We start from the raw sequence: 26,198 nt of genomic DNA, 5'->3' as shown, positions 1-26,198 counted from the left end.
AATGGAGCCCACATTATTTTCTTTCATTTGGAAGTACTCGAAGAAGCAGCAGTTGGTCTTGCTGTTGCTGACAGTGCTGTCATTTCCCTTCCTTTACGCCTCGTTGGAACTGCCCAAGCAGATTATCAACGATGCCATCGGCGCTCCGGCTGATACGGTCACCATCTGGGGCATCACCGTAACGCAAGTTCATTACCTGTTGATATTGTGTGTTGCGTTTCTTGGGACTGTTATTGCCAGCGGCCTGATGAAAATGCGCATCAACACGATGAAGGGTGTCCTGGCAGAACGCATGCTGCGTCGGTTGCGGTTCACGCTGATTGAACGTTCGATGCGCTTTCCAAAGTCTTATTTTGCCACCACCAGTCAGGGCGAGCTGGTTTCGATGATTACATCCGAAGCAGAACCGATGGGTGGCCTTATGGGTGACGCGATCGCTCAGCCCGTGTTCCAGTTCGGTCAGATGATGACGATCGTCACATTCCTGTTCATGCAAAGCGTGTGGTTCGGACTGGCCAGCATTGCTTTGATCCCCTTGCAGGCATGGCTGATCCCCAAATTGCAGCGACAGATCAACCTGCTGAACAAAGACCGTATTCAGGAAGTCCGGCGCCTAAGCTCGGAAATCGGTGAAAGCGCTGCGGGGATCAGTGACCTGCGCACCAATGGCGGCTGGCGCTATCGTCTGGCCCAGTTCAGCGACAGATTAGGAAAATTGTTCGAGATCCGCTTTAAGATCTACAACAAGAAATTCTTCATGAAGTTCCTCAACAATCTGATCACTCAGATGACGCCCTTTCTGTTTTATTCCGTGGGTGGTTATCTGGCGATTACGGGTGAGGTGACGGTGGGCGCTCTGGTCGCTGCTTTGGGGGCTTACAAGGATCTGAGCGGCCCCTGGAAGGACTTGCTGACCTATTACAACCAGGTTCAGGACATGTCTTTGCGGTGGGAAATTGTGACCGAACGGTTCGCCCCTGACCACATGATCCCCAAAGAGCTGTTTTCCGGAGAACCCGAGTCAATCCCGCGCCTGGACGGCGCGATAGAGCTGCGCAATGTGACAGTCCGCGACAGCGACGGCAAAACCATTTTGGAAGATCTGGATCTAACCATACCCCACGGCGCCCGCGTTGCCATCCAGTCAACTCACGCCTCAGAACGCAGTGCGCTAGGTCAGCTTTTAACCCGAGAAATCTTGCCTGTTCAGGGGGAAGTGATCGTTTCCGGCCACAACCTGAACGACCTACACCAGGCTGTGATTGCGGCCCGGATCGGCTATGCGTATTCGCGCCCCTATCTGTTTGATGGAACTCTGGGTGATAACCTGATGATGCCGTTACGCACGCATCCCCAGCACGATGCCGAAGCGCAGAAAGCTCCGACTCGCAAGCAGATTGAAGCTGCCCGGTCCGGTAATCCGGTCGACTCTTTGAACGATGAATGGATCGACCCTGGTTTGGCGGGTTTGGACGATATCGAAGATATCCGCGATTGGTGGTTCCAATTGGTCGAAGCCATGGGGATTGACGAGTTCATGTTCCGTCGCACGCTGCGCACGCAGTTTGACCCCGGAATTCATCCCGTTTTGGCCCGCGAAGTGGTCAATCTGCGGGAAACAATTGCCGAGCGTCTGAAAGACAAAGGTCTGGACCGCTATGTCTATCGCTTTGATCCGGATCGGTTTAATCCGGCGGTTCCTTTGGGCGGCAACCTGCTGTTCGCGGCACCGTCGCGGGAAATCTCACCCGACTATCTGGTCGAGGATGCCCGTTTCCTGAAAATGCTCACTGTGCATGATCTGGCAGAAGAAGCCCTGAGCATTTCCAATGCGGTTCTGGACACACTCAGTAAAACCTTCGGGCGGGACGGCGCGGACCACCCCTTGTTCCTTCGGCTCGGAATGTCGAAAGACATGTTCCACAGGTTGCTCGACATCGAGGATCAGCGCAAAGCCAAAGGTGATATGGCACTCAGCCCGGAAGACCGTGCTTTGCTGTTGACGGTGCCTTTCCTTTTGACCGCCGAGCAGATCGGACCGGACTTCCCCGAGGAATATAAGGACAAAATCCTGACGATCCGAAAAAGCCACGCCGAGCGGTTACGGGGTGCAATGGACGGATTGTTCATGCCAGTCACGCCCGATCTCTACGTGCCCCGACTGACCGTGATGGAGAACGCGATCTATGGTCGGGTTTCTCTGATGGCGGGTGCACATGCGGACGAAATCGAGGATGTGGTCGCCGAAGCCCTTAACGAAGCGGGGCTTCGTCGCAGAGCCGCTGCGATCATCTATGATCTGCCATCCGGTCTGGGCGGTAACAATCTGCCAACCGTTTTTCAGGAACGCGCCGCGTTTTCGCGCGCTGGGATCAAACGCCCAGATGTCCTGATTCTGGACAAGGCATTGGCCAGTCACGATTCAGAAAGCCGGTTGCGCACACGTTTGAAACTGCGCGAGCTTTTGCCCGACTCGATTATGATATTCATGGAAGATCACTTTGCTCATCCCGAAGCCTATGATTTGTTTATTGAAATCAAGGAGGGCCGAATTGACGGCGTTTCCCGAAGCAAATCTGAACATACGGGCAGCACCTCGGATGATCTGAGCCGGAAGCTTGAAATCCTTTCGGCCACGGAGTTGTTTTCAAGTCTGGATGGGCGCAACCAGCGGCTCCTTGCATTTTCAGCCCAATGGTACGAGGTCAAAGCTGGACAAGTCATATTTTCGCGCGGGCAGGCCCCGGATGCCGCATATCTGTGCATTTCGGGCCAGGCTCGGTTGGATTGGTTCAACGATGATGGAACTAAGCGTCCGATTTCGATCATCGAGCCAGGGCGCCTCATCGGAGATTTGTCGATCATTACAGGTGAAGACCGCCAATTGGATCTGGTCGCCACAGAAGACTGTCTGTTCCTGCGCATCGGGGCCGAGGAGCTGCGTGCCGTGGTTGAAAGCGATGCAACCGTTGCTACGCAGTTGCTCAGAACCGTTGCCGGTTATCTGACAACGCTTTCCACGAGGATCTCGGCTGCCCAAAACGCCGAGGACGTGTTGCCCTCGGTGTCCCAAGACACAGAGCCAGAGAGTTCAAACAACCATGCCTGAGGCATACACCCCACACGCCTATCTGACGGAAACCGCGCGCAAGCGGCCCGAGGTTTGGCGTCTGCTTCTGGGCCTATTGTTGATCGGTATATTGGTCAGCCTCCTGAACATGGTGTTCTTTGCCGTGCTCGTAGAGATGGGCCCAGACGAATGGGCACAGGAACTTTTGGTGGGGAGCTCGCCGCTTGCATTAATTCTGCTGCTGATGAGTTTCGGGTTCATAACCTTAGCTGTGGCCATCGCCGCCCGTAAGATTCAACAAAGAACACTTTGGTCCATAATTGGAGACCGCAGCATTGCCATAGCGCAGTTTTTCAAAGTTCTAAAAGCCTTGATTATCCTCGGCGTGATCGGGTTTCTGCTGCCGCCTTACGGGATGGGTGGAGAGCTGACGCAAAAGCTGCCGCTGACAACATGGGCACTGTTGCTTCCGATTGCGGCCTGCGCCGTCCTGATTCAAATCAGTGCCGAAGAAATCCTGTTTCGCGGGTATATCCAGCAAACTCTTGCAGCGCGGTTCAGTTCACCGATCATTTGGATGGGCCTGCCATCCATTTTGTTTGCAGCAGGCCATTATTCACCAGACGCGGCGGGGGGCAATGCGCTCTTGATCGCGCTTTGGGCCTTTGTTTTTGGGCTGCTGGCGTCCGATCTGACGGCCAGAGCAGGCACTTTGGGACCTGCCATCGCCCTTCATTTTTTCAACAATTTCATCGCTTTGCTGTTCATTTCATTGCCCGACAGTCTCAGCGGGTTGGCACTTTTTGTGCTGCCCTTTGACACGTCTGACCCGGAACAGCTGCGCCCTTGGCTGTTGGTGGACTTGGCGGTTATGTTCGTTTGCTGGTTGGCCGCGCGGCTTGCGCTCAGGCGTTGATTGCATTTCCTTCCGTTGCGCCTTATTTGACGACAACACCGCAAAAGCCAAGGTTCCCACATGAACTGGATCACAAACTACGTCCGCCCCCGGATCAACTCGATCTTTTCGCGCCGCGAGGTTCCCGAAAACCTCTGGCATAAGTGCGACGAGTGCGGAACGATGCTGTTCCACCGCGAACTGGCCGAGAACCAGAATGTCTGCACCCAGTGCGGCCACCACATGGCAATTACCCCGCGTGACCGGTTCAAGCACCTGTTCGACGGCGGCGTTTTCACAGAAGTTGAGGTCCCGGCCCCCAAGGACGACCCACTACAATTCCGTGATCAGAAAAAATACCCGGACCGCATGAAAGCGGCGCAGAAAAAGACCGGTGAAAAAGAGGCTATGCTGGTGGCCGTGGGCGAAATTGGACGCACTCCGATTGTTGCTGCCGCGCAGGATTTCTCTTTCATGGGCGGCTCGATGGGCATGTATGTGGGCAACGCGATCATCGCTGCCGCCCAAGAGGCGGTAAAGCTCAAACGCCCGCTGATCCTGTTTTCGGCCGCCGGTGGAGCCCGGATGCAGGAAGGTATCCTAAGCCTGATGCAAATGCCGCGTACCACTGTTGCGGTTGAGATGCTGAAAGAAGCGAACCTGCCCTATATCGTCGTTCTGACCCATCCCACTACTGGGGGTGTAACTGCTTCTTACGCGATGCTGGGCGATGTGCATATCTCGGAACCCAACGCGTTGATCTGCTTTGCCGGCCCCCGTGTGATTGAACAAACGATTCGGGAAAAGCTGCCTGAAGGGTTCCAGCGCGCCGAATATCTGCTGGATCACGGTATGCTGGACCGAGTCACCAAGCGTACCGAAATGCGTGATGAGCTGATTACCATTACCCGGATGCTTACGAACCAGCCTCCGGCAATTGTTGGCGAACTGCCCGCACCAGAACCGGAAGAAGCAGCTGAGGCACCGGCCGAAGAGACCAGCCAGAAATGACCGCACAAACATCTGACGCAATTCTTGATCGGATGATGGCGCTACATCCCAAGATCATTGATCTGACCTTGGACCGCGTTTGGCGTTTGCTGGCTGCGCTGGATCATCCACAGCTCAAGCTGCCCCCGGTTGTCCATATTGCCGGAACCAATGGCAAAGGCTCGACCCAAGCCATGATCCGCGCGGGGCTTGAGGGGGCAGGGCACTCGGCACATGCCTATACCTCGCCCCATTTGGCGCGGTTTCACGAACGCATCCGGCTGGCTGGAGAATTGATCTCGGAATCCGATCTGACGGCGGTTTTGGACGAGTGCTATGCCGCCAACAAAGGTGAAGACATCACCTATTTCGAAATCACCACCTGCGCGGCTCTGTTGGCCTTTGCCCGTACAAAAGCAGACTATACTCTTCTTGAGGTTGGTCTGGGCGGACGACTGGACGCCACTAACGTAATCGATAATCCTGTAGTAACAGTGATTACGCCGGTATCGATCGATCATGAGCAGTTTTTGGGCAACACATTGGGCGAGATCGCAGCTGAAAAGGCCGGGATCATCAAACCCGGCGTGCCCTGCATCGTTGGGCCCCAACAGGACGAAGCCCTTGAGGTCATAGAATATACAGCCGCTCGACTGGGTGCTCCGTTGTTGGTTCATGGGCAACACTGGAATGTGCATGAAGAAAACGGACGCTTGATCTATCAGGACGAAACCGGTTTGCGGGATCTTCCACTGCCCAACCTGCTGGGTGCGCACCAAATTCAGAACGCGGGTGCGGCCGTGGCCGTTTTGCGCCATCTGGACATGGGCGATGACGCCTATGAGGCTGCCGTGACCAAAGCCGAATGGCCCGCCCGTATGCAGCGCCTGAAAACCGGCCCGTTGATCGAACAGGCACCACAGGCCGAGCTTTGGCTGGATGGCGGTCACAACGCGGCAGCAGGAATTGCTCTGGCTGATGTACTGGCCAAACTACCGCAGAAACCGACGCACATGATCTGCGGTATGCTCAACACAAAAGATGTAACCGGGTATCTCTCACCTTTGGCCGGGCAGGCCACAAGCCTAACCGCCGTTTCAATTCCGGGTGAAGCCGCGACACTCAGTGCAGAAGAAACTGCAGCTGCAGCGACCAAAGTCGACTTGCCTGCGTCTACGGCAAACAATGTATCGGAAGCGTTGGCGGCGATCACAGCCGACGACCCCCAAGCCCGTGTGTTGATCTGCGGCTCGCTTTACCTTGCGGGCAATATCCTGCGCGAAAACGGCTAGGCACGCCCCGCGCCCTTCACCTGGCTCGAAATACTTTGGGGAGGCGCGCGCAGCGCCCCCTAGGCACCCCAGTCTTTGTCCTGCATCTCCCTTAGGCGTGAGGCTGTGCGTTCAAACTCAAAGGTCCCTTCGCCTTCCACATAAAGCATTTCGGGCTCAGCTGCGGCGGAACAGATCAAGCGGACCCTGGCCTCATATAGGGAATCGATAAGGGTTACGAACCGCTTGGCTTCGTTAAAGTTGTTGCGCGACAAGCGTGGGATGTCTTCCAGCACCAGCACCTTCACAGCATCGGCAATTGCCAGGTAATCAGCAGGCCCCAACATCCGTCCACACAGGTCGTAGAATGATGCCCGCGCGACCCCGTTGCGAAAGGCAGGCAGCTCAACCGCGCGGCTATTGACTTGCAAAACAAGCGGTTCGGCGGGGCCGCCTGCAAGATCCTTCCAAACCTCTCGTATGTTCTGCCGGGCTTCTGGGCCGATTGGCGAAAAATAGACCGGCGCACCTTCCAGCCGGTTTTGGCGGTAGTCGGTGGGCGAAACCAGTTCCCAAACCCGTAGCTGTTCCTTGATATGCGCAATGAACGGCAGAAACAGCTGCCTGTTCAGCCCATCCTTGTACAGATCATCTGGATGCCGGTTCGAGGTCGTCACAACCACCACGCCACCCTCATTCAACAGATCGAACAGACGTCCAACAATCATCGCATCGGTGATGTCCGTGATCTGCATCTCATCAAATGCCAGCAGCCGGACGGATTTGACCACATCCTTCGCCACAGGAGCCAGTGCATCTTCGACGTTCTCTTTCCGAGCTTTATGCATCCCAGCGTGGATTTCCTGCATGAAAGCGTGAAAATGGACACGTCGCGCCGGTATGTCGCCGAGCGTTTCGACAAACATATCCATCAGCATCGATTTTCCTCGCCCGACTCCTCCCCAAAGATACAATCCTTTTGGGGGTGGAGGCACTTTGCGGAAAAAACCGCGTTTAACTGGCTCTGACAGCGCGGCACGGATACGTTCGAATTGCGGAAGAACGGCCTCTTGTGCGTCGTCGCGGGTCAGGGTTCCATCCGCGACGCGGGCCTCGTATAGCGATATTAGATCCGTCATAATTCCGAGCCTTACCCGCCCGACCGCCCGTTGAAAAGAAACCATTTTTTTTGGCACATCAAATTTGCTTATCCGTGACTGCAAATCTGCTGAATTGACGTCGCCCGCAAAAGCGATACGGTCCTTTGGACGAAACGCCCGAGATATCAATGCCACAATCCGCCCGCTTGCTGAATCCGATCCTGATCGTCGGATGTATTATCATCACGGTCAGTTTTGCCGTGCGTGCATCGTTCGGCGTGTTCCAGATTCCAATCGCGGATGAGTTCGGTTGGCTGCGCACTGACTTTTCAATGGCGATTGCAATTCAAAACCTGGCGTGGGGCATCGGACAGCCCATCTTTGGTGCAATTGCCGAGAAGATTGGCGACCGCAAGGCGATCATTCTGGGTGCTTTGACCTATGCTGCCGGTATGGTGCTTTCTGCATGGTCCGTCACTCCATTTGAGCATCAGATGTATGCGTGGTTGGTAGGCTTCGGCATCGCAGGTACTGGGTTTGGTGTGGTTCTTGCTGTGGTCGGTCGCGCGTCTTCAGACGAAAACCGCTCGATGTCGCTTGCTATCGTCACAGCCGCAGGAAGTTTCGGGCAGGTGCTGGGTGCCCCCACCGCCGAGTGGCTGCTGACCTTCCTGCCTTGGCAGCAGGTTTTTATCGTGTTTGCGGTCGCGATCCTGGCGCTTGTGCTTGCTCTGCCATTCATGCGCGCGCCGCAAAGTGCCAGCAAGACGGAACTGCAAGAAAGCATGAGCGAGATTTTGGGCAAGGCGTTCCGCGATCCTTCTTATGCTTTGATTTTTATGGGGTTCTTTAGCTGCGGGTATCAGTTGGGATTCATCACCGCCCATTTCCCGGCATTTGTGACCGAAATGTGTGGCCCGATTCAGCCCGGTGGTGTTTTGCATTCCGTCGGTATCACCTCGACGTCAGCGCTTGGGGCCGTGTCGATTTCGCTGATCGGTCTGGCCAATATCGGTGGTACGTTGCTGGCGGGATGGGCAGGGAACCACTTCCCCAAGAAATACCTTTTGGCTGGGGTCTACACGGGGCGCACATTGGCAGCGGCTTTGTTTATCCTGTTCCCGATCACTCCTCTATCAGTCATCGTATTCTCGCTGGTGATGGGATCGCTTTGGTTGGCCACTGTGCCACTCACGTCGGGTCTTGTGGCGCATCTTTACGGCTTGCGGTACATGGGAACGCTTTATGGCATCATCTTCTTCAGCCACCAGCTTGGCAGCTTTCTGGGTGTGTGGTTGGGTGGTCGCTTGTATGATCAATTCGGCGATTACAGCATGGTTTGGTGGATCGGCGTCGCGATCGGAGCATTCAGCGCAATCGTGCATCTGCCCATCCGCGAAAATCGTTCTGCCCTTCCGGCCTAAAATCTTCCTAATCAACAAACCAAAAACGGCAAGCACCTGGTGCGACCCAATTTTTCAACGCGATGCCAGACCTATGTGCTAACCAGCCCTGTCTGGGAATAAGCCAGCCAATCCAGCGGCTGAGGCTTCGCAAACACCACGTTCGGTAATCAGCCCGGTGACAAGCCGGTTTGGGGTGACGTCAAAGGCCGGATTGCCCCCCTCCGTTCCAACTGGGGTCACGCGCACATCCGAAATCGCGGAGTGCTCATCAACACCGAGGACATGAGTCACTTCGCGTGTATCGCGTTCTTCGATTGGAATTTCAGCTACGCCATCGCGCACGGTCCAATCTATTGTCGGAGAAGGCAGGGCAACATAAAATGGAATATTGTTGTCATGCGCTGCCAACGCCTTGAGGTAGGTGCCTATCTTATTGCAGACGTCACCCTGTGCCGTGGTGCGGTCGGTGCCAGTGATAACCATGTCAACCAACCCATGCTGCATCAGGTGCCCCCCGGCATTGTCCACGATGTAGCGATGGGGGATGCCGTGCTCGCCCAGTTCCCATGAGGTCAGCGCACCTTGATTGCGGGGCCGGGTTTCATCCACCCAAACATGCAGGGGGATGCCCTCGTTATGCGCATGATACATGGGGCTTGTGGCTGTGCCCCAATCGACTGTCGCCAACCATCCTGCGTTGCAATGGGTCAACAGCCGCACTGGTTCCCCCGCGGGTTTGCGCGCGGCAATCTCTTTGATCAACTCCAGCCCGTGGCGACCAATTGCGGCGTTGATTTCGACGTCTTCGTCAGCGATTTCCTGCGCCAAGACCCATGCGCGTTCGGCACGATCGGACACAGCCAGCGGCATCAGGGCCTCTCGGCATCTGTCCAAAGCCCAACGCAGGTTGATTGCGGTGGGCCGCGTTGCGTGCAAAACATCATACGCCGCATCAAACGACGCTTCGGAGCTATCACGGGACATCTGTTCAGCTATGCCAAAAGCGGCTGTCGCGCCAATCAAAGGTGCGCCCCTGACCCACATATCCCGAATTGCAGCTGCAAACTCATCCAACGTTTTCAAGGTTACGACCCGGAAATCATGCGGCAACCAGCGTTGATCGATAATCCGAACCTCGCCCTGTGACTTGTCCCACCAAATCGATCTGTAGTGAGTGCCCTGTACTTGCATAATGCAGTCTCCGTGTTCGAATGGTCTGATCAGAATTCAAACACAGCGTGCGTTCTTACGCGGGCCTTGTAAACGGTCGTTTCTGATTTCGTATCAGTATTTTGGATCGGCTTCCGTTATAGTCAGCCACGCGTAGCGGCGCGTATTTCCCGTTCCAATGCATCCAGAAACCGCGACCGATCTGCTTTGCTGAAGGGTCGTCCACCACCACTCGCTCCAAGTGGGTTGGCGGCGCGCAGGTCAGCCATCAAGTCGCGCATCGCGAGTTGTTGACCAATATTGGCTGCGGTGAAAGTCTCGCCGTTGGGGCGCAAGACCCGTGCGCCTGCTTCAACGCATTTGGCAGCCAGAGGGATGTCGGACGTAACAACCACATCCCCTTTACCGCACCGCTCGGCGATCCACTTGTCGGCCTCATCAGCGCCTTCTGAGACGATGACAACCTGCACCAGCGGATTGGCCGATGGGCGAAGCCCCCCATTGGACACCAGCGCCACGGGCACTTTGTGCCGTGTTGCCACCCGTTCAGCTTCGGCCTTCACAGGGCAGGCGTCGCCGTCAACATAAAGCGTGGTCACGCCTTCTTAGCCTCTTTCTTGGCGGGTTCAGCTGGTTTTTTACGCACTTTGAATTCTTCAGGAATAGGCATCCGATTGAACGCATCCAGACCTGCAATCTTGTATGCTTCGGCCAGGGTTGGATAGTTGAACGTGTTCTGAACGAAATAATCCACGGTACCCTTAAGGTTCAACACGGCCTGAGCAATGTGAATCAGTTCGGTCGCGCCTTCGCCAACAATCTGCACACCCAAGACCCGGCGGGTTTTGAGCGAGAACAGCATTTTCAGCATCCCGTGCTCCAACCCCATGATATGCCCGCGCGATGTTTCGCGGAACCGGGCGACGCCGACCTCATAGGGTATACCGCGTTCCTGCAGTTCTTCTTCGGACATGCCGCAGGTTGAAATCTCGGGAACCGAGTAGATGCCGTAGGGATACCACGGGCTTTCCGGCAGTGTGGGTGTTTCAAGTGCGTGACAGGCGGCCACGCGCCCTTGTTGCAGAGACGTCGAGGCCAGAGATGGGTGCCCGATCACGTCGCCGGTCGCATAGATATGCGGCACTGCTGTCTGGTATGTCTTACGATCCACCTTGATCCGGTTGCGGTGATCTGTTTCCAGCCCAACGGCATCGAGATTGAGTTTTGATGTCGCGCCCATGCGTCCGGCAGCAAACAAAAGCATTTCTGCCCGAACATGGCGGCCGTTATCCAATGTCACTTCCACATGTTCACCGGCATCTTCGATCTTTTCAACAGCCGAACCCAATCGCAGGTCAACACCATTTTCTCGGATCTGATGCGTGAAATCATGGATCAAACGGCTGTCGATGAAATCCAGAAACGTGTCGCGCGGTTCGATCAATGTCACCCTTACGTCCAGGGCCGAAAACATCGTGGCGTATTCGACCCCAATGACGCCCGCACCAATGACGACCAAGGATCGTGGAATTTCCGCCATTTCCAGAAATTCGTCACCATCGACCACGGTCTTGCCGTTGAAAGGCACATATTCCGGGCGATAGGTTTTGGTGCCAGTTGCGACCAGGAACTTGGCAGCCGTCACCCGCGTAGTCTCGCCAGCGTCGGTCGCAACTTCGACCTCATGAGGTCCAACGAACTTGGCCAGGCCATCCAGCGTATCGACATGGTTGCGGTTGAACTGGTGTTCCAACACATCGACCTCATGATCGAGCGTCATATGCAGGCGGGCCTTAAGATCTTCGGCGCGAATCTGGTCTTTGACCCGATAGGAACGGCCGTAAAAGCTGCGTTCACGCCAGCCCGAGAGGTTCAGAACCGTTTCACGCAGGGTCTTGGACGGGATGGTGCCGGTATGAACCGAAACACCGCCGAAGCGATCCTTGCGGTCGATCACAAGAACGCGACGCTTCAGTTTACCGGCTTGAATGGCTGCTGACCGCCCCGAAGGGCCGGACCCGATGATAATCAGGTCATAGTCATATTCGCTCATGCCTCAGTCTCCGTACAGCGCTTCCGCATGGAATGTGATGTGGTCTTCCATAAATGTGGAAACGAAGAAGTACGAATGGTCATAACCGGGCTGGAAGCGATAGGTTGCCTGCTGACGGCGCTCGGCGATGGCTTGGGCCAGCGCTTCGGGGCGCAGCAGATCCATGAACTGGTCATTGGCACCGGTATCGATCAGGATCGGGCCGTCGAACCCTTTTTCCTTCATCAGTAAAGATGCATCATGCTTGGCCCACAGGGTTTCATCACTGCCCAGATAGGCGCTTAACTGTTTGCGGCCCCAATCTGCACCCGTAGGGTTCGAAATCGGTGCAAAGGCGGAAACCGAGCGGAACCGTCCGGGCAGATTCATCGCCAAAGTCAGGGCTCCGTGACCGCCCATGGAATGCCCGGTGATGGCCTGGCGTTCGCTGTCGATTGCAAAGTTCTCAACCAGCAAGGCGGGCAGTTCTTCGGCGATGTAATCCCACATCTGGAAATGTGGGGCCCAGGGATCTTGCGTCGCGTTTACATAAAACCCTGCGCCCTGTCCCAGATCATAGTCTTCATGATCAGCGACCCCCTCGCCACGCGGCGAGGTATCGGGGAATACAACGGCGATCCCTTGTTCTGCCGCCCAAGCCTGCGCACCGGCTTTGGTCATCGCGTTTTCATGCGTGCAGGTCAGCCCGGAAAGGTACCACAAGATCGGAACCGGTCCGTCCTTTGCCTCGGCGGGAAGAAAAAGGCCAAAGGTCATGTCGCATTGGCAAGCCGAAGAGGCATGGCGGTATACGCCCTGCACTCCGCCAAAACAGGCGTTTTCCGAGAGGGTTTCCATCAGGCATAGTCCTTACATTCGAGTCGCGACATGGCTAACGATCCAAAGACGCCGCGTAAAGTCCGACCACCTTCGGCAAGAGTATTTTTCGAAATGCTGAAGGTCAAAGACCGCTCAGCCAGGTGATGACCAGCGGCACGGTCAGGATGCTGGCAACCGTCGAAAGAAGAATGGCGGCCGAAGCCCTGTGTGGGGCTACCCCGTAATGTGCCGCCAACATGTAAACATTACCTGCTACCGGCAAAGCGGCGGCCGCGATTGCAACCGTGGCCGAAAAGGTATCAATCGGCACCAGCCAGATCAGTGCAACCGCAACACAGGCTGGGTGAATCACCAGTTTACAAAAGCTCAACCAAACGGCGATTTCGACACGTTCAGCAGATTTGTCGGCTAGTGACGCTCCGATGGCAAACAACGCACCCGGGGTAGCAGCACCGCCAAGAATGGTTAGAAAATCATACAAAGGTACAGGGACCGGGATTTCCATCGATGACCAGAGCAATCCCGCCGAGATGGACACAATCATCGGGTTTTTGAGTAACCCAAGCCCAATCAGTTTTAAGGTTGCGGGGGTCAACTTGCCATCGCGGCCTCCGTTAATCAGGATCACGATGAGGGACGAAAAAACAACCAGGTCCACTGTCAGGACCACCATTACCGGTCCGATCGCAGCCTCGCTGAACAAAAGCGCCAGCATGGGCAGCCCCAAAAAGCCAACATTGCCGATAGCTGCGCATTGTGCCTCGACGGCTGCCGTTGGAACATCCAGCCCGCGCATCCATGCGACACAGGTCGCCAGAGCATAAACTGCTATTGTGACGATCAAATACCCAACGACGAGGCGCGCATTGAAGATTTCGGCAAAAGGCAAAGTGGCCGCAAAGCGAAACAGCATAGCTGACAGAGCAAAGAAGAAGACGAATTTGGTCAGATAGGCGGTGGCCTCGGCGGTGAAAAACCGCGTGCGCCCCGCCCAGTATCCCAGGCCGATTATCGCAAAAAAGGGTAGGGTGCGCAGAAAGACATCGACCATGGATCGACTCCTAACATGGTTTGTCTTCGCTGCAAGTCGGTGGCCTCGTAGAGCGCGCGGAAGGTTCGACTAAGACGGAGTCCGAAAATCGTTGTATCTGAACCGAGCGGTTTATAAACTGGTACAACGTTCAATCCCGGAGATGACATGACCCAGACCGCCACCATCCTGCGCACAGGCCGTAAGTTTGATCAGGTTTTGCGCGGGGCCCGAGAGGTTTTCATGGCGGACGGGTTTGAAGGCGCAAGTGTAGACGACATTGCCCGCGCTGCCGGTGTGTCGAAAGCAACTCTGTACAGCTATTTTCCGGACAAGCGCCTTTTGTTCATGGAAGTGGCGCAAAACGAATGTCGCCTGATGTCTGAGCGCATTCTTTCAATGATTGATGAGACCAAACCTGCGCGTGAAGTCCTACAGATCGCCGCCACGCAGCTTACGGCCTTTCTTGTATCCGAATTCGCACAGCAAGTGTTTCGGATTTGTGTTGCCGAGCGGGATCGGTTCCCCGAACTGGGCCGTGCCTTTTACGAGGCCGGACCGCAGAACGGTCAAAGACAAATGGCAGCGTACCTCGAAAAAGCGGTGTCCAAGGGAGAGCTGTGTATCGAGGATGTGCAGATTGCAGCGGAACAATTCTCGGAATTGTGCAAGGTGCGCATCTGGTCGCGCGCTGCATTTGGTATTCAAAACTGCTTTCGCCAAGACGAAATCGATGAAATTGCGACGCAGGCTGTGGACATGTTTATGGCTAACTACGGGTGCGGACCGTCGAAAAAGTGATGGCCAACGCCCTGAACAGGACGTCGACCATCGTTCACTCACCAAAACACTCGATACAGATAAGCTTAATTCCAAAAGCCTTTTGAAATCCTTTACTCGATAAATGTTCGCGCCAAGCGATCACTTATGGGCTGCGCCAAAAAGGCAATTACTGCGCGCTCACCAGTGGTTACAAAAAGGTCTGCAGGCATTCCGGGCACCAGGTCCAGTGCCGCAACCTCGTCAGATTGCTGATCGTCCAGTTTGACCCGCGCTTTGTAGTAGGCTTCGCCGGTCCGTTCATCTTCCAACGCGTCGGCCGAGATATCAAAAATGGCGCCCTGCGCTTCGGGAACGTCGGCCTGGGCGAAGGCAGACATACGAATACGCGTGGCTTGTCCGACCTTCAGCTTGTCGATATCGCCTGGTTTCACACGTGCTTCGACAATCAACTCTTGATCGGCGGGCACGATTTCCATGATGTGTTCACCGGGCCTTATCACCCCGCCCGTGGTTGACGCAGCAAGGTTTACAACCCGACCGCTGGTTGGTGCTAGGATCTCGATCCGCTTGCGGCGCTCCACAACACCGGCAAATTGCGGACGCAAGAGGTCAAGCTGTGCATCGACAACGGCCAACTCACCTGCAAGGACTTCATCCCTCAGCTTTTGCCGACTGATCATTGTCAATTTCAACTCGCTGACCTGGTTTTCCGCCTGGGCAATCTGTGTCCGAAGCGAAGCATCGGCGCCCAAAAGCCGTTCAACCTCGATCTGCCGCGCACTGACCCGTGTGACCGCAACCAAGCCCTTGTCCAAAAGGGTCCGCAAGCCTTCCAGCTCTGTCTGCGTGATGGCCATCTGGTTCTGCGTGCTGATCCGTTGCTCGTTGAGGCCATCGATTTGATCGCGAAGCGCCGAAATACGTTGTGCGTTGATTTCCACCCCGGTCGCGCGGGCGCGGTATTCGGCATCAAACAGTTGTTTTTGCGTCAGAAAAGCAGAGGCCCATTGCACGCGGCTCATACCTTGTTCAAAGCGCTGAAACGCTTGGGATTCGTCAAACCGTGTCTGCCCTTTCATCTGCGCGATCAGCCTGGCGCGGCGTACAGAAAGTTCGCCGATTTGGCTGCCCAGGACGTTCAGATCAACGTCGATTTCGGTGCTGTCCAAGCGGATCAGCGGTTGTCCCTGTTCAACAAACGCGCCATCGGTGACCAGAATGGACCGTATGATCCCACCATCCAGATGCTCGACGGTTTTGCGGTCTCCTTCAACGACGAAGGATGCAGGGGCCACAACAGCACCGTCAAGTTTGGATGCGAACGCCCAGTAGATGCTTCCGCCGACAAAGGCCATCAGAGTGAAGAGACCAACCAGAACATATAGTCGAATACCGGTTGTAGCTTCAGACATGTCAACAACTTGCGCATCATGAAGATCGGGCGCGGTGTTGTTCGAAGTATAGGGAACGATCCGGGTCATTGGGCGGCTCCTTTAATGCGGGTGTTTTCTGAAAGGCGAAGGGCGGGCTTGCCAGATGCAGCGCGTTGCGCGGACGATTTAAGTACATTTTGAGTTTTGACCTTCAATACGTCGCCCTTGTCGCCGAATTGGGTTTGGGATCCGTTGCGAAGAACCATGACCTTGTTGGCCGCCTGCAAGGTGGCCGGGCGGTGGGTCATCACGATACTGATTGAGCCCCTGGCCTGAGCTGCAAGAATGGCGTCGCGCAACGCTTTTTCGCCATCGGCATCCAGATCCGAGTTCGGCTCATCCAGCACCAACACAAACGGGTCACCATAAAGCGCCCGGGCCAGAGCAAGACGCTGTCGCTGTCCGCCAGACAAGAAAAACCCTTTGCCAATGCGCGTTTCATACCCATCAGGCAAGCCGCTGATCAGCTCATGCAATCCGGCCTCGCGAGCAGCGCGCAGCACCTCGGCGTCGTCGATGAACATTGCAAAGCGACCGATGTTTTCGCGGATGGTGCCGTCAAACAGTTCTACGTCCTGCGGCAGATATCCGATCTGCTTGCCCAGATCTTCTTGGTTCCATTTCGACATTGGGCTGCTGTCAAGCAAAACCTCACCGCGCTGCGGGTGCCAAATCCCGGCCAACATCTTACCCAGCGTTGTTTTGCCGGATCCACTGGGGCCGATAATCGCCAACACATCACCCGCTGACAGGTTGAAATCAATGCCGCGAAGTGTGGCATTAACTGCACGTGGCGGGGCCGCCTGTGCGATTTTCACATCCAAAGATTTGAACGCACGGGGCAGGTGCAGATTGGCGGGTTTTTCTGCGAATTCTTCGGTCAGTTTGGTAATCTTTGTATATGAGCCGCGTGCCGCCAGAAAAGTGCGCCATTGCCCAATCAACTGATCGATTGGGGCCAGTGCACGGGCCAGTACGATCGTGGCCGCAATCATGACACCAGCCGTGGTTTCACCCGTGATGGCCAGTGCCGCGCCAAGGCCAAGCGCCGCAGATTGCAGCCCCATGCGCAGTGTCTTGGACATGACCGAAAAACTAGCAATCCGGTCAGCAACACGGGCCTTCTGGCGATGCGCATCAACCTGAAGGGCCGTCCAGCGCCGAACCAGATCGGACTTCATGCCCAGAGCATGGACCAGTTCGGCATTGTTGTCCCCGGTTCGAAACAACGCGTCCGAGCGCCCACGGGCCTCTGCGGCCTGCTGCATCGGTTGATGTGCACGGGCATTGTTAATCAGGGCCATCGCGGTCAGCGTCAGGGCTCCGGCCAATCCGAGCAGCCCGAGAAGGGGATGCAGAACATACAAAACCAACAGGTAAATCGGTATCCAAGGGGCATCCAAAAAGGCGGTCAGGCTTGTACCCGAGATGAACTCGCGAAACCCGTTCACGTCTTCAACGAGATTGTCGCCCGCAGCGGCTTCACCCTGTACCCGGCGTTTCATGGCGGCCCCAAGAACGGGGGCGCCAACATTCATTTCGAACCGGGCCGCAAGCCTGCCCAGAATACGCATCCGGATCAGATCAAGGCAGGCGATCACCGCGAAGACGCCCGCCAACAGCAACGACAGGGCGATCAACGTGTCAGCATTCTGGCTGGTCAGCACGCGGTCATAGACTTGGAGCATATAGATTGGTCCGGCCAGCATCAGCAGGTTCAGAAACAGGCTAAAGAAGGCGACCGCAACAAATCCTTTGCGCAGCGACCCCCAAGCGGCTTTGACGGGATTGGTTTTCTGCAACATCGTGTTGATCCTTTCCGGTTTGGAAAAACGGGGCGACCTCAAGCCGCCCCGCCTATTGCTTGCTTAAGCGACGAAATCGTCTTCGCTCAGGTCAGCTGAGTTGATGCCGGCCAGACGGACCGAACCTTCGTTTCCGAAGCTGATCACCGCATCGTCACCGTCTTGGGCCACGTTGACTTGGTTGCCAAAATCGGATCCGAAATCACCGAATTGCAGCTGATCCCGACCAATTTCAAAATCCTCGATGGTGTCATTTCCGAAGTTCGTGCCAAACTGGAACGTATCCGCGCCTTCACCACCGATCAGGACGTCGTCACCGCCTTCACCATTCAGCAGGTCATCACCGTCCGCACCGTTCAGCACATTAGTCTGATCGCTGCCGATGATCACGTCGCCATCATCGGACCCAATAACGTTTTCAATGGAGCGCAGGATGTCGGTTTCAATCTGGTTTTCGATGACGTCCTGCCCAATGACACCGGTGCCACCTTCAGCATTCACGTCCAGCGTGGCCCCTGCATCCACCAGCGTATCCTGCACGACCGGTCCGTTCTGACCAGCAGGTGCATTGTGCAGATGGATGGCCGACACGACGCCAGGGATGGGAGTGTTCAGGTCAGCTTCGTTCAGCCCCACAACGCTCAGTTCACTTGAATACGTGACTTCGCCGGTGGCCAGGTTCTGAGTGATCACAACAGTTGCGTCACCTGTGGCTTCGCTGTCCGAAGTTGGCCCAGGTTCCTGCGCTGCATCCAAACCACCACTGAGGGTCACTGTGCGAATACCGTGTTCCGTCACGTCGCTGTCGACCAGCAATTGGCCACGGATTTCACCACCGGGGAAGTCCGCGGTATGGATGTTATAGTACAGGTTGCCCTGAGCCGCCTGTTCGACAAAAGCCGCACCATCGGTGATGTTTGATCCGAACTGATCCGGCGCAGCAACGACTGCATTCTCAATAGACACGTTGAACCCGGTGTCACGTGTGGCCGTGCCATTGCCGTTGGCGTCCAGACGAACTTCGACCGCAACATCCAGCTCCGAGAAGTCCGCAGTGTCGTTGCCGTCGCCACCGTCGATGAAGTCATTGCCCAGACCACCTGTCAGAACGTTGTCTGCATCGCCGGCGATCAGAACATCATCGCCAGCGCCACCGTCGATGTTGCCATTGGTGGTGCCCAGATCGACAAAGATATCGTCGCCAGCGCTCAGCAGAACATTGCCGTTGATCACACCTGCGTCGTCGTTGACGATTGTAACAGTGCCTGCATCTGAAGCGTCGATGGCATTGACCGTGCCACGGATCTCGCCCTCGTTTAGGATTGCACCCAGCAGGTTCAGACCGCCATCGACGCGGATACCAGCGGCAGCATCCGAGTCTTCGGACCCGGCAATCAGACCTTCGTTGACCACAACACCCGCAAAAGAGGCGTCATCCTGGCTGGTGAACAGGCGCAGACCGTCCCCGACCTGGTTGCCTTCAACCGCGTCGCCACGACCTTGCAGCGTACCTTCGTTCACAACAACCGCCGAGACAACGTCGCCCGACACGTCACCGGTTTGCAGAGATACGGCAGAACCATTGTTGCCTTCGCCCGCATCCACCAAGCCGGTGTTTGTGAACGCATAGTTATCGGCTGTGCCATCCGCATAAACAGTGCCATTGCGCTGGTTTCCGGTGCCAAGGATTTCGCCTTCGTTGAGCACCTCAAGCCCAACGCCATCGATGTTCAGCGCGCGACTGTCTGACGTGACAAGGCCACGGTTAACGAACGATCCGCCGGAATGGTCACCGGTTCCAAAGTAGACGCCGTTCTGACCGCCTGCGAACACACCAGTTTCTTCATTGATCAACTGGCCCTGGAAATTAACATTGTTCACAGCTCGGAATGCGCCAACAGTGCCATTTGCGCCTTCAGATGTGACGCTACCACTGTTGATGATGTTCCCTGTGAACGAGGCAGGCGCAAAGCCACCCTCCTGACGCACACCTTCCAGACGAATGCCGTCGCCCGCCGTACCCAGCGCCGCACCCGCGTTACCACGACCGGCGATGACGCCTGCGTTCTCGATTTCAATGTCACCATTGCCTTCTTCGGCCAGCGATAGCGAGATGCCCGCGCCGTTGTTGTGCTCCCCCGCGTCAATCGTGCCTGTTGCCAGATTGTTGATCGAATAATCACGCGCTGTGTCGTCGGCGTAGATCGTTCCGTTGCGCTGGTCACCGGTACCAAGAACATCACCGCCGTTGATCAGGTCGACGCCAGATCCGTCGATGTTAACCGCGCGACTGCCGGATTGGATGGTGCCAAAGTTCAGCACGTCCAGATCATGTTCACCATTGCCAATGTAAAGGCCGTTGCGAGGGCCTTCGATCACACCGGTTGAGGTGTTCAAGATCTCACCTTCGGCATTTGCGCCATCTGCGATGCGGATTCCGGCAGCTGTGCCCTGATTGCTTTCGGTCGAGATCAGGCCGCTGTTTATGATCTCAGTTTCCAGGATGGTGCCTTCAGCGCCGTCGTCGATCCGGACACCGTCGCCCGCCAGCGGGGTGTTGGCAGCCGCCTGACCGCGGCCCTGAATGGTCGCACCAAAGGCGTTGAACACGTCGGTTTCCACGCGGTCACCGGTTTCATCACCGATCTGCAGGGAAACACCTGCGCCCTGGTTGCCTTCGCCTGCATCAATCGTACCGCCGGTGAAGTTCGAGATCGAGACGTCCTCGGCCGTCGAGTTGGTGTAGATGGTACCATTGCGCTGGTCGCCAGTGCCGACGATGTCGCCAAAGTTGCGCACATCGATGCCCTGACCTTGAATGTCGACAGCACGGCTGTCGGAAGATATGACGCCGCCACGGAAGTTGTCCAGGCTGCCCGAGCTTTCGGCACCAGCAAACTGCACGCCGTTAAACTCACCCGCGATTTCGCCGAAATTGCGAACCGCAGCGCTTCCGGTGACTTGGACACCAGTGGCCAATGCGTCGGGACCATTGTTCGCTTCGATCCGGCCTGAGCGGAAGTTAAAGACATCCACGTCCTGCCCTTGAGCCTGAACGGCGGCAACAGCGTTGTTAGTGACGGTCTCACCAAAGTTCAGCAGGCGTGAAAAATCATTGGCCAGAACAAAGGCAGGTGTGTCGTCGACGACTGTGGATTGAAAGAAGTTGTTGATGAGGGTTTGGCCGTCGCGGGATGTCTCTTGTGCCAGGGTCGACGTGGTCAAGAGACGGGCGCGCAGGCTATCTGCAAATTGGGACAACATGGATCACTCCGTCATTAAGTTGCGTTCGTGCTGGCGACCCATCTGCCGGGCCACCGACGCAACAAAGGACTAGGCCGCCCCGCGCGACATCTGAAATTCATGGTTCAAATCGGGTGTATAACCGTCGCGAATACTCACGGGTTTCGTGAGGTAGGCGCAGGCAGTTTCACAGCAAACAAAGGGATTGCGCCAAATCCAGCGCCAGCTGGAAGGCTATTCAATTTCGAATTCTGACAGATTTGTCATCGGATGTGAGCGCCAATCAGAACCGATAGGCCCCTGCAGCCTTCTGGAATCTGTCGCCAAATCGTATCTTGATAGCTGATTAAATCGCGAATTTTGCTTCAGGACGGGATACCCTTTGAACCTCAGAGATTTGGAATATGTCCTTGCCATCGCCAAACACGGCCAGTTCAGTCAGGCGGCGGCCGCGTGCAACGTGTCTCAGCCGGCAATGTCGAACCAGATCAAAAAGCTGGAACAGGAGCTGGGCGCTGACTTGTTCCTACGTCTGAACAACGAGGTGCGCCCAACGCTGTGCGGCGAACGCATTGTCGAGATTGCGCAGCGTATTCTGAAAGACGCCCAGAAAATCCGCGATACAGCGATCGAATTTCGCGACCCCGAGGCGGTTCCGCTGACAATAGGCATGACGCCGACGCTGGCACCATATCTGACGGGTTACTTTTCAGAGCTTTTCAGCACGCTGTTTCCAAGGATGCGCGTTACGCTGATCGAAGATCTGCCCCAGAACATGCTTCATATGGTCGAAGATCACACATTGGATATGGCGCTGGTCGCCAAGGTCAACAACAGCGCCAATTTAGACTTCACTTCAATCTGGTCCGAGCCATTGTTCTTGGCTTTGCGCCAAGGGCATCCGCTGTCAACGCTTACCTCCATTGCCCCCGATGAGGTACCGCCGCATGATTTTATCCGGCTGCCGCACAGTTTTGGCTACGATCTTGAAGATCATTTGCCAAAACAGGACGGGACAACCCGGATCAGCAAGCGTTTTGATCTGACAGCGTTGCGGTTTGAAACGATCTGTCGTCACATTTGCCATTCAGACGACTGCACAATTGTTTCGGCATTGGCGGCAGAACAGTTCAAGCGGGACAACTGGCCGTTGCACTTTATACCCTTTGAAGCACCGGGGCACCTGCGCGATCTTGGCGCCGCCACGCGCCCCAATTGCCCAAGAAAACCAATGCTCGCACGCATCGGAGCCTATATTCGGGAAAATCCACCTGTGGGTGTGATCCCGACTTATCAGTCGGATGGCCTAACTGAAGGTAAAACCAAGCCCTCCGTCACGGTGCCTGAGAAAGCCTGACGTTTTTAAAATGTACCGGGCTGCCCACTCAGCCTATTGACGTAAGCCAAAGTGCGGTTCTATCGGTTGGCGTGTCGAAAGCCACACATGTTTTAGTTGTGGCTCTTGGGGCAAGGGATCGGAGCATGACCAAATCTGAAATCCGCCACGACGGAATGCGCATCGGGGGGCAGGTCGTATTCACGGAAAACACTGTTCCGGTTCACTACCCTTATACGAATGCCGTGATCGGCACGGTTCCGGCTGGAACTGCCCAACACGTGCGGCACGCTTTTGAAATCGCAGCGAACTACACCCCTAGTTTGACGAGGTACGAGCGCAGTCAAATCCTGCGGCGTGCCGGCGAGTTGATCGGAGAAAGGCGCGATTATCTGGCCAAGTGGCTGACGCTTGAGTTGGGGATTTGCCTTCAGCACTCGATCTATGAAACCAAACGCGCACAAGACGTGTTTCAGTTCGCCGCCGCCGAAGCTCTCAAAGATGATGGAGAGGTGTTTTCTTGCGATCTGACTCATAATGGGAAGGCTCGTAAAATCTTTACGAAGCGTGAGCCCGTCAAGGCGATCAGCGCGATTACTCCGTTCAATCATCCGCTGAACATGGTCAGTCACAAAATCGCACCGTCAATTGCGACCAATAATTGTATGGTTTGCAAGCCGACCGAGCTGACGCCTCTGACAGCACTGACACTGGCCGACATTCTATACGAGGCGGGCCTGCCGCCCGAGATGTTCCAGGTCGTCACTGGTTGGCCACAGGATATTGGCGACGAAATGATCACCAATGAAAATATCGACATCATCACCTTTACCGGTGGCGTCCCTGTGGGCAAGCTGATCGCCTCAAAGGCAGGCTACAGGCGACAGGCGCTTGAGTTTGGCGGGAATGACCCGCTGATTGTGCTGAATGATCTGGGCGACGCTGATCTAGAGCGCGCAGCAACGATCGCAGTTGCGGGGGCCACGGGGAATTCAGGTCAGCGATGCACCGCCATTAAACGCATTCTGGTGCAACACAGTGTGGCGGATCGTTTTGTTCCTTTGGTCCTGGAAAAGGCCAAGGCCATCCGGTTTGGTGACCCTCAGAACCCCGAAACCGAGTTGGGTTGTGTCATTCATGCTGACGCGGCAGAGCTGTTTGAGAACCGTGTGATGAAAGCGGCAGAGCAAGGGGCAGAAATCCTTTACCATCCGGGTCGGCAGGGCGCGTTACTGCCGCCGATTGTCATCGACAGAGTCCCTCATGACAGTGAATTGGTCATGGAAGAGACCTTTGGCCCGGTCATTCCGATTGTCCGCGTGCCCGATGATGACGCTGCGGTTTTGCGGATATCAAACAGCACCGCTTTTGGCTTGTCGTCAGGTGTCTGCACCAATGATCTGAACCGGGCCATCGCATACATCAATGGTCTGGATGTGGGCACCTGCAACATTTGGGAGCAACCCGGCTATCGGATCGAAATGTCACCCTTCGGAGGGATCAAGGACAGCGGCAACGGAGTAAAAGAAGGCGTTATCGAAGCGATGAAGTTCTTCACCAACGTCAAAACCTATTCGCTGCCCTGGCCTCAGTAGGTTGTGCGCATCTGGTACCCCTGATGAAACGTCATACGTACGAAAGTCACAGGATCGTTGCGAAACCATGTTGTGCGCTCCAACTGAAACAAGGGTGTACCAGGAGGGACGGCAAGAAATTCCTGCAAGGGTGCCGTGGCGGGAACGGCGGAAAAGGCGATCTCGGCGTTCGAAAATGGCACTTCTGACAACAGCCACTCATTTGGCCCGATGTTCAGAAAGTCCTCGTTCACGACCTGAGGCACAGCACTAACGTTGATCCAGCGTTCTTCGAACTGAAATGGCCGATTGTCGGCGTGGTGCATACATTGCAGATGTACGATCTGCGCGCCTTCTGGAATGTTCAATTTTGCCTGAAGCCACGCGGGACAATCAACCATGGTTCGACTGACCAGGGCATATCGGTACTTGGCGTTCATCTCTTCGATGGTCTGCCGTACCACCGTAATCGGCAACTTGGCTTGTTTTACGGGCGTGGTTACAACGCGCGTGCCGCCCTTGCGCTTGCGGGTTACGATGCCCTGTTCCGCCAATTCGCGCAGCGCCCGGTTAACGGTTGCGCGCGCAACGCCAAATTCCGCCGCCAATTCCAACTCAGTCGGCAACAGGCTGCCCTGCGGCCAGACACGGGTTTGAATTCGGTTGATCACCTCATCGCGAATGTCCTGAAAGCCGATGTTTTTTTGCTCGGTCACGCTGCGCATTTTCCATTAAGTATATTCATAATTCAATTATGAAATCATTTAGCCTTCAGGTAAAGAGCCACACCAGAGGCTATAGCTTGGCAAGAAGATCCGTCATCGCCTGACGGTAGTTCGACACGATCTGATCCCGTGCGATATGGCGACCCTCGCTCACCCGGTGGCGACCCGCCGACCAAACGTCAGTGACGACCTGATCTTTTGCCGCAAACACCAACCCATCAAGCAACTGCTCTGATGTCAAAGCGCAAAGCGCTGGGTTTTGGCTGTCGATGGCCACCAGATCGGCCAGCTTGCCAACGGCGACTTCGCCCGAGTCGCGGCCCAAAGCTTTCGCGCCACCCATGGCCGCGCCACAATAGAGTGTCTGCCCGACCGACCCTTCGCCGGCAACCATGACATTGCGCGACAGATCGCGCAGACGCTGGGAATACTCCAACGTGCGCAACTCTTCTGTCAGGGAAATCAACACATTTGAGTCTGATCCCACGCCAAACGTGCCACCCGCGCTCAGAAAAACAGCTCCATTGAACGGTCCGTCCCCCAGATTGGCTTCAGTCACAGGACACAGCCCCGCAACAGCCCCGGTTGCCGCCATATCAAGGGTTTCCTGGTCGGTCATATGGGTGGCATGGATCAGGCACCAACTGTCATCGACCTGCACATTGTCCAGAAGCCACTCGACCGGGCGCGCGCCCAATCCGGCCTGGACTTCGGACACTTCCTTGGGCTGTTCGGCGATGTGAATGTGGCACGGACCGTCACGTCGCGCGGCCAAAACGCGAACCAGATCAGCCGGAGAGGTGGCGCGCAAAGAATGAGGCGCGATGCCGACGCGGCAGTCGTCGGGCAGACCGGCAAGTGCGTCCCGCGTCTGATCCACCAGTTTGCAAAAGCGATCCACATCATTGCCGAACCGGGTTTGACCCGGCTCCAACGGCTTTTCGCCAACCCCGGCGTAAGAATACAGCACAGGCAGATGCGTTAGGCCAATGCCGGTCTCGAATGCGGCCTCCATGATCCGGTCGGATAACTCGGTCAGTCGATCATAAGGTTTGCCGTCTGGTTGATGATGCAGATAGTGGAATTCACCGACTGAGGCATATCCAGCTTCCTGCATCTCCATATAAACCAAGGCGGCGATTGCCTGAACCTGATCCGGTGTCAGATGTTTAGTGAATCGATACATCAGATCGCGCCACGTCCAGAAACTGTCTCGACCCGCAAGGCGGTATTCGGTCATCCCAGCCATGGCGCGCTGAAATGCATGGCTGTGCAAATTGGCAAGTGCAGGCAACAAAGTGTCCACGCACACATCCCCTGGTCGGCCTGCTGTCGCCGGTTGAAGCGATACGATTCTACCGTCTTCAACCTCGACCCGCGTATTGCTTGCCCACCCCCCGCTCAACAGAGCACGTTTTGCAAAGATCGCCACGATTTTCACCTCATTTTATGGATAGACATATTGCATATAGAAATGTACGAGAAAAGAGAGAAC

19 protein-coding genes are annotated in these 26,198 nt (G+C 55.8%); 8 read left to right on the top strand and 11 right to left on the bottom strand.

Annotation, left to right across the window (positions count from 1 at the left end):
• Position 1: 1 nt before the first annotated feature.
• The 4 genes from I9187_RS08195 to I9187_RS08180 are packed head-to-tail and all read left to right on the top strand — an operon-like array spanning position 2 to position 6,247.
• Complete coding sequence (locus I9187_RS08195) at positions 2-3,109, top strand: ABC transporter transmembrane domain-containing protein (protein ID WP_171176869.1); 3,108 nt, start codon at positions 2-4, stop codon at positions 3,107-3,109.
• On the top strand, positions 3,102-3,986 hold the full coding sequence (locus I9187_RS08190) for a CPBP family intramembrane glutamic endopeptidase (RefSeq protein WP_171176871.1): 885 nt from the start codon (positions 3,102-3,104) through the stop codon (positions 3,984-3,986). The genes I9187_RS08195 and I9187_RS08190 overlap by 8 nt, the downstream gene beginning before the upstream one ends.
• Before the next feature lie 60 nt (positions 3,987-4,046).
• Positions 4,047-4,976, top strand: coding sequence for an acetyl-CoA carboxylase, carboxyltransferase subunit beta (gene accD / locus I9187_RS08185; protein ID WP_171235192.1), 930 nt, complete (start codon positions 4,047-4,049; stop codon positions 4,974-4,976).
• Positions 4,973-6,247: a folylpolyglutamate synthase/dihydrofolate synthase family protein gene (locus I9187_RS08180; RefSeq protein ID WP_171176875.1), complete on the top strand. Its 1,275-nt coding sequence runs from the start codon at positions 4,973-4,975 to the stop codon at positions 6,245-6,247. The genes accD and I9187_RS08180 overlap by 4 nt, the downstream gene beginning before the upstream one ends.
• Positions 6,248-6,306: 59 nt before the next feature.
• Here I9187_RS08180 and zapE read toward each other — a convergent pair whose 3' ends face one another.
• The gene (gene zapE, locus I9187_RS08175; RefSeq protein ID WP_171621021.1) at positions 6,307-7,365 is read right to left on the bottom strand and encodes a cell division protein ZapE; all 1,059 of its coding nucleotides are present in this window, start codon (positions 7,363-7,365) and stop codon (positions 6,307-6,309) included.
• A gap of 149 nt (positions 7,366-7,514) precedes the next feature.
• Here zapE and I9187_RS08170 point away from each other — a divergent pair, with 149 nt between their 5' ends.
• Positions 7,515-8,750, top strand: a complete 1,236-nt coding sequence (locus I9187_RS08170) for an MFS transporter (protein ID WP_171176880.1) — start codon at positions 7,515-7,517, stop codon at positions 8,748-8,750.
• Positions 8,751-8,828: 78 nt separating this feature from the next.
• Here I9187_RS08170 and mtnA read toward each other — a convergent pair whose 3' ends face one another.
• From mtnA to I9187_RS08145, 5 genes are all read right to left on the bottom strand, one after another.
• Positions 8,829-9,923 (bottom strand): S-methyl-5-thioribose-1-phosphate isomerase, encoded by a 1,095-nt coding sequence (gene mtnA / locus I9187_RS08165; RefSeq protein ID WP_171238315.1) that lies wholly within the window; start codon positions 9,921-9,923, stop codon positions 8,829-8,831.
• A 122-nt stretch (positions 9,924-10,045) separates the two neighbouring features.
• Positions 10,046-10,501, bottom strand: a complete 456-nt coding sequence (locus tag I9187_RS08160) for a YaiI/YqxD family protein (RefSeq protein WP_171176884.1) — start codon at positions 10,499-10,501, stop codon at positions 10,046-10,048.
• Positions 10,498-11,955, bottom strand: coding sequence for a Si-specific NAD(P)(+) transhydrogenase (gene sthA / locus I9187_RS08155; protein WP_171176886.1), 1,458 nt, complete (start codon positions 11,953-11,955; stop codon positions 10,498-10,500). The genes I9187_RS08160 and sthA overlap by 4 nt, the downstream gene beginning before the upstream one ends.
• A 3-nt stretch (positions 11,956-11,958) precedes the next feature.
• Positions 11,959-12,792: an S-formylglutathione hydrolase gene (gene fghA / locus I9187_RS08150; protein ID WP_171176888.1), complete on the bottom strand. Its 834-nt coding sequence runs from the start codon at positions 12,790-12,792 to the stop codon at positions 11,959-11,961.
• A 103-nt stretch (positions 12,793-12,895) separates the two neighbouring features.
• Positions 12,896-13,825, bottom strand: coding sequence for an AEC family transporter (locus tag I9187_RS08145; RefSeq protein ID WP_171176890.1), 930 nt, complete (start codon positions 13,823-13,825; stop codon positions 12,896-12,898).
• Positions 13,826-13,972: 147 nt separating this feature from the next.
• Between I9187_RS08145 and I9187_RS08140 the strand changes: the two genes are divergently transcribed.
• Positions 13,973-14,605, top strand: coding sequence for a TetR/AcrR family transcriptional regulator (locus I9187_RS08140; RefSeq protein ID WP_171176892.1), 633 nt, complete (start codon positions 13,973-13,975; stop codon positions 14,603-14,605).
• Between the two features lie 92 nt (positions 14,606-14,697).
• Here I9187_RS08140 and I9187_RS08135 read toward each other — a convergent pair whose 3' ends face one another.
• The 3 genes from I9187_RS08135 to I9187_RS08125 form a co-directional block, all read right to left on the bottom strand.
• On the bottom strand, positions 14,698-16,068 hold the full coding sequence (locus I9187_RS08135; protein ID WP_171176895.1) for an HlyD family type I secretion periplasmic adaptor subunit: 1,371 nt from the start codon (positions 16,066-16,068) through the stop codon (positions 14,698-14,700).
• On the bottom strand, positions 16,065-17,825 hold the full coding sequence (locus I9187_RS08130; protein ID WP_209940137.1) for a type I secretion system permease/ATPase: 1,761 nt from the start codon (positions 17,823-17,825) through the stop codon (positions 16,065-16,067). The genes I9187_RS08135 and I9187_RS08130 overlap by 4 nt, the downstream gene beginning before the upstream one ends.
• 63 nt (positions 17,826-17,888) lie before the next feature.
• Positions 17,889-21,089, bottom strand: a complete 3,201-nt coding sequence (locus I9187_RS08125; RefSeq protein ID WP_171721322.1) for a CHRD domain-containing protein — start codon at positions 21,087-21,089, stop codon at positions 17,889-17,891.
• Positions 21,090-21,450: 361 nt separating this feature from the next.
• On the opposite strand from I9187_RS08125, the gene I9187_RS08120 reads away from it, so the two are divergent.
• The gene (locus tag I9187_RS08120) at positions 21,451-22,425 is read left to right on the top strand and encodes a LysR substrate-binding domain-containing protein (RefSeq protein ID WP_171176901.1); all 975 of its coding nucleotides are present in this window, start codon (positions 21,451-21,453) and stop codon (positions 22,423-22,425) included.
• A gap of 125 nt (positions 22,426-22,550) precedes the next feature.
• Positions 22,551-23,999 (top strand): phosphonoacetaldehyde dehydrogenase, encoded by a 1,449-nt coding sequence (phnY, locus tag I9187_RS08115; RefSeq protein WP_209940136.1) that lies wholly within the window; start codon positions 22,551-22,553, stop codon positions 23,997-23,999.
• On the opposite strand, the gene I9187_RS08110 is transcribed toward phnY, so the two are convergent.
• Both I9187_RS08110 and I9187_RS08105 read right to left on the bottom strand, forming a co-directional pair.
• Positions 23,993-24,703 carry a GntR family transcriptional regulator gene (locus I9187_RS08110; protein WP_171176906.1) on the bottom strand — a complete coding sequence of 237 codons (711 nt, stop codon included), beginning with the start codon at positions 24,701-24,703 and terminating at the stop codon, positions 23,993-23,995. The genes phnY and I9187_RS08110 overlap by 7 nt on opposite strands.
• Positions 24,704-24,773: 70 nt before the next feature.
• Positions 24,774-26,138: a formimidoylglutamate deiminase gene (locus I9187_RS08105; protein WP_171177295.1), complete on the bottom strand. Its 1,365-nt coding sequence runs from the start codon at positions 26,136-26,138 to the stop codon at positions 24,774-24,776.
• Positions 26,139-26,198: the final 60 nt, after the last annotated feature.

This window comes from Ruegeria sp. HKCCE4148 (genome assembly GCF_017872495.1).
In the GTDB taxonomy this organism is placed as follows: domain Bacteria; phylum Pseudomonadota; class Alphaproteobacteria; order Rhodobacterales; family Rhodobacteraceae; genus Ruegeria.
This window is presented reverse-complemented; position numbering and strand designations above follow the sequence as displayed.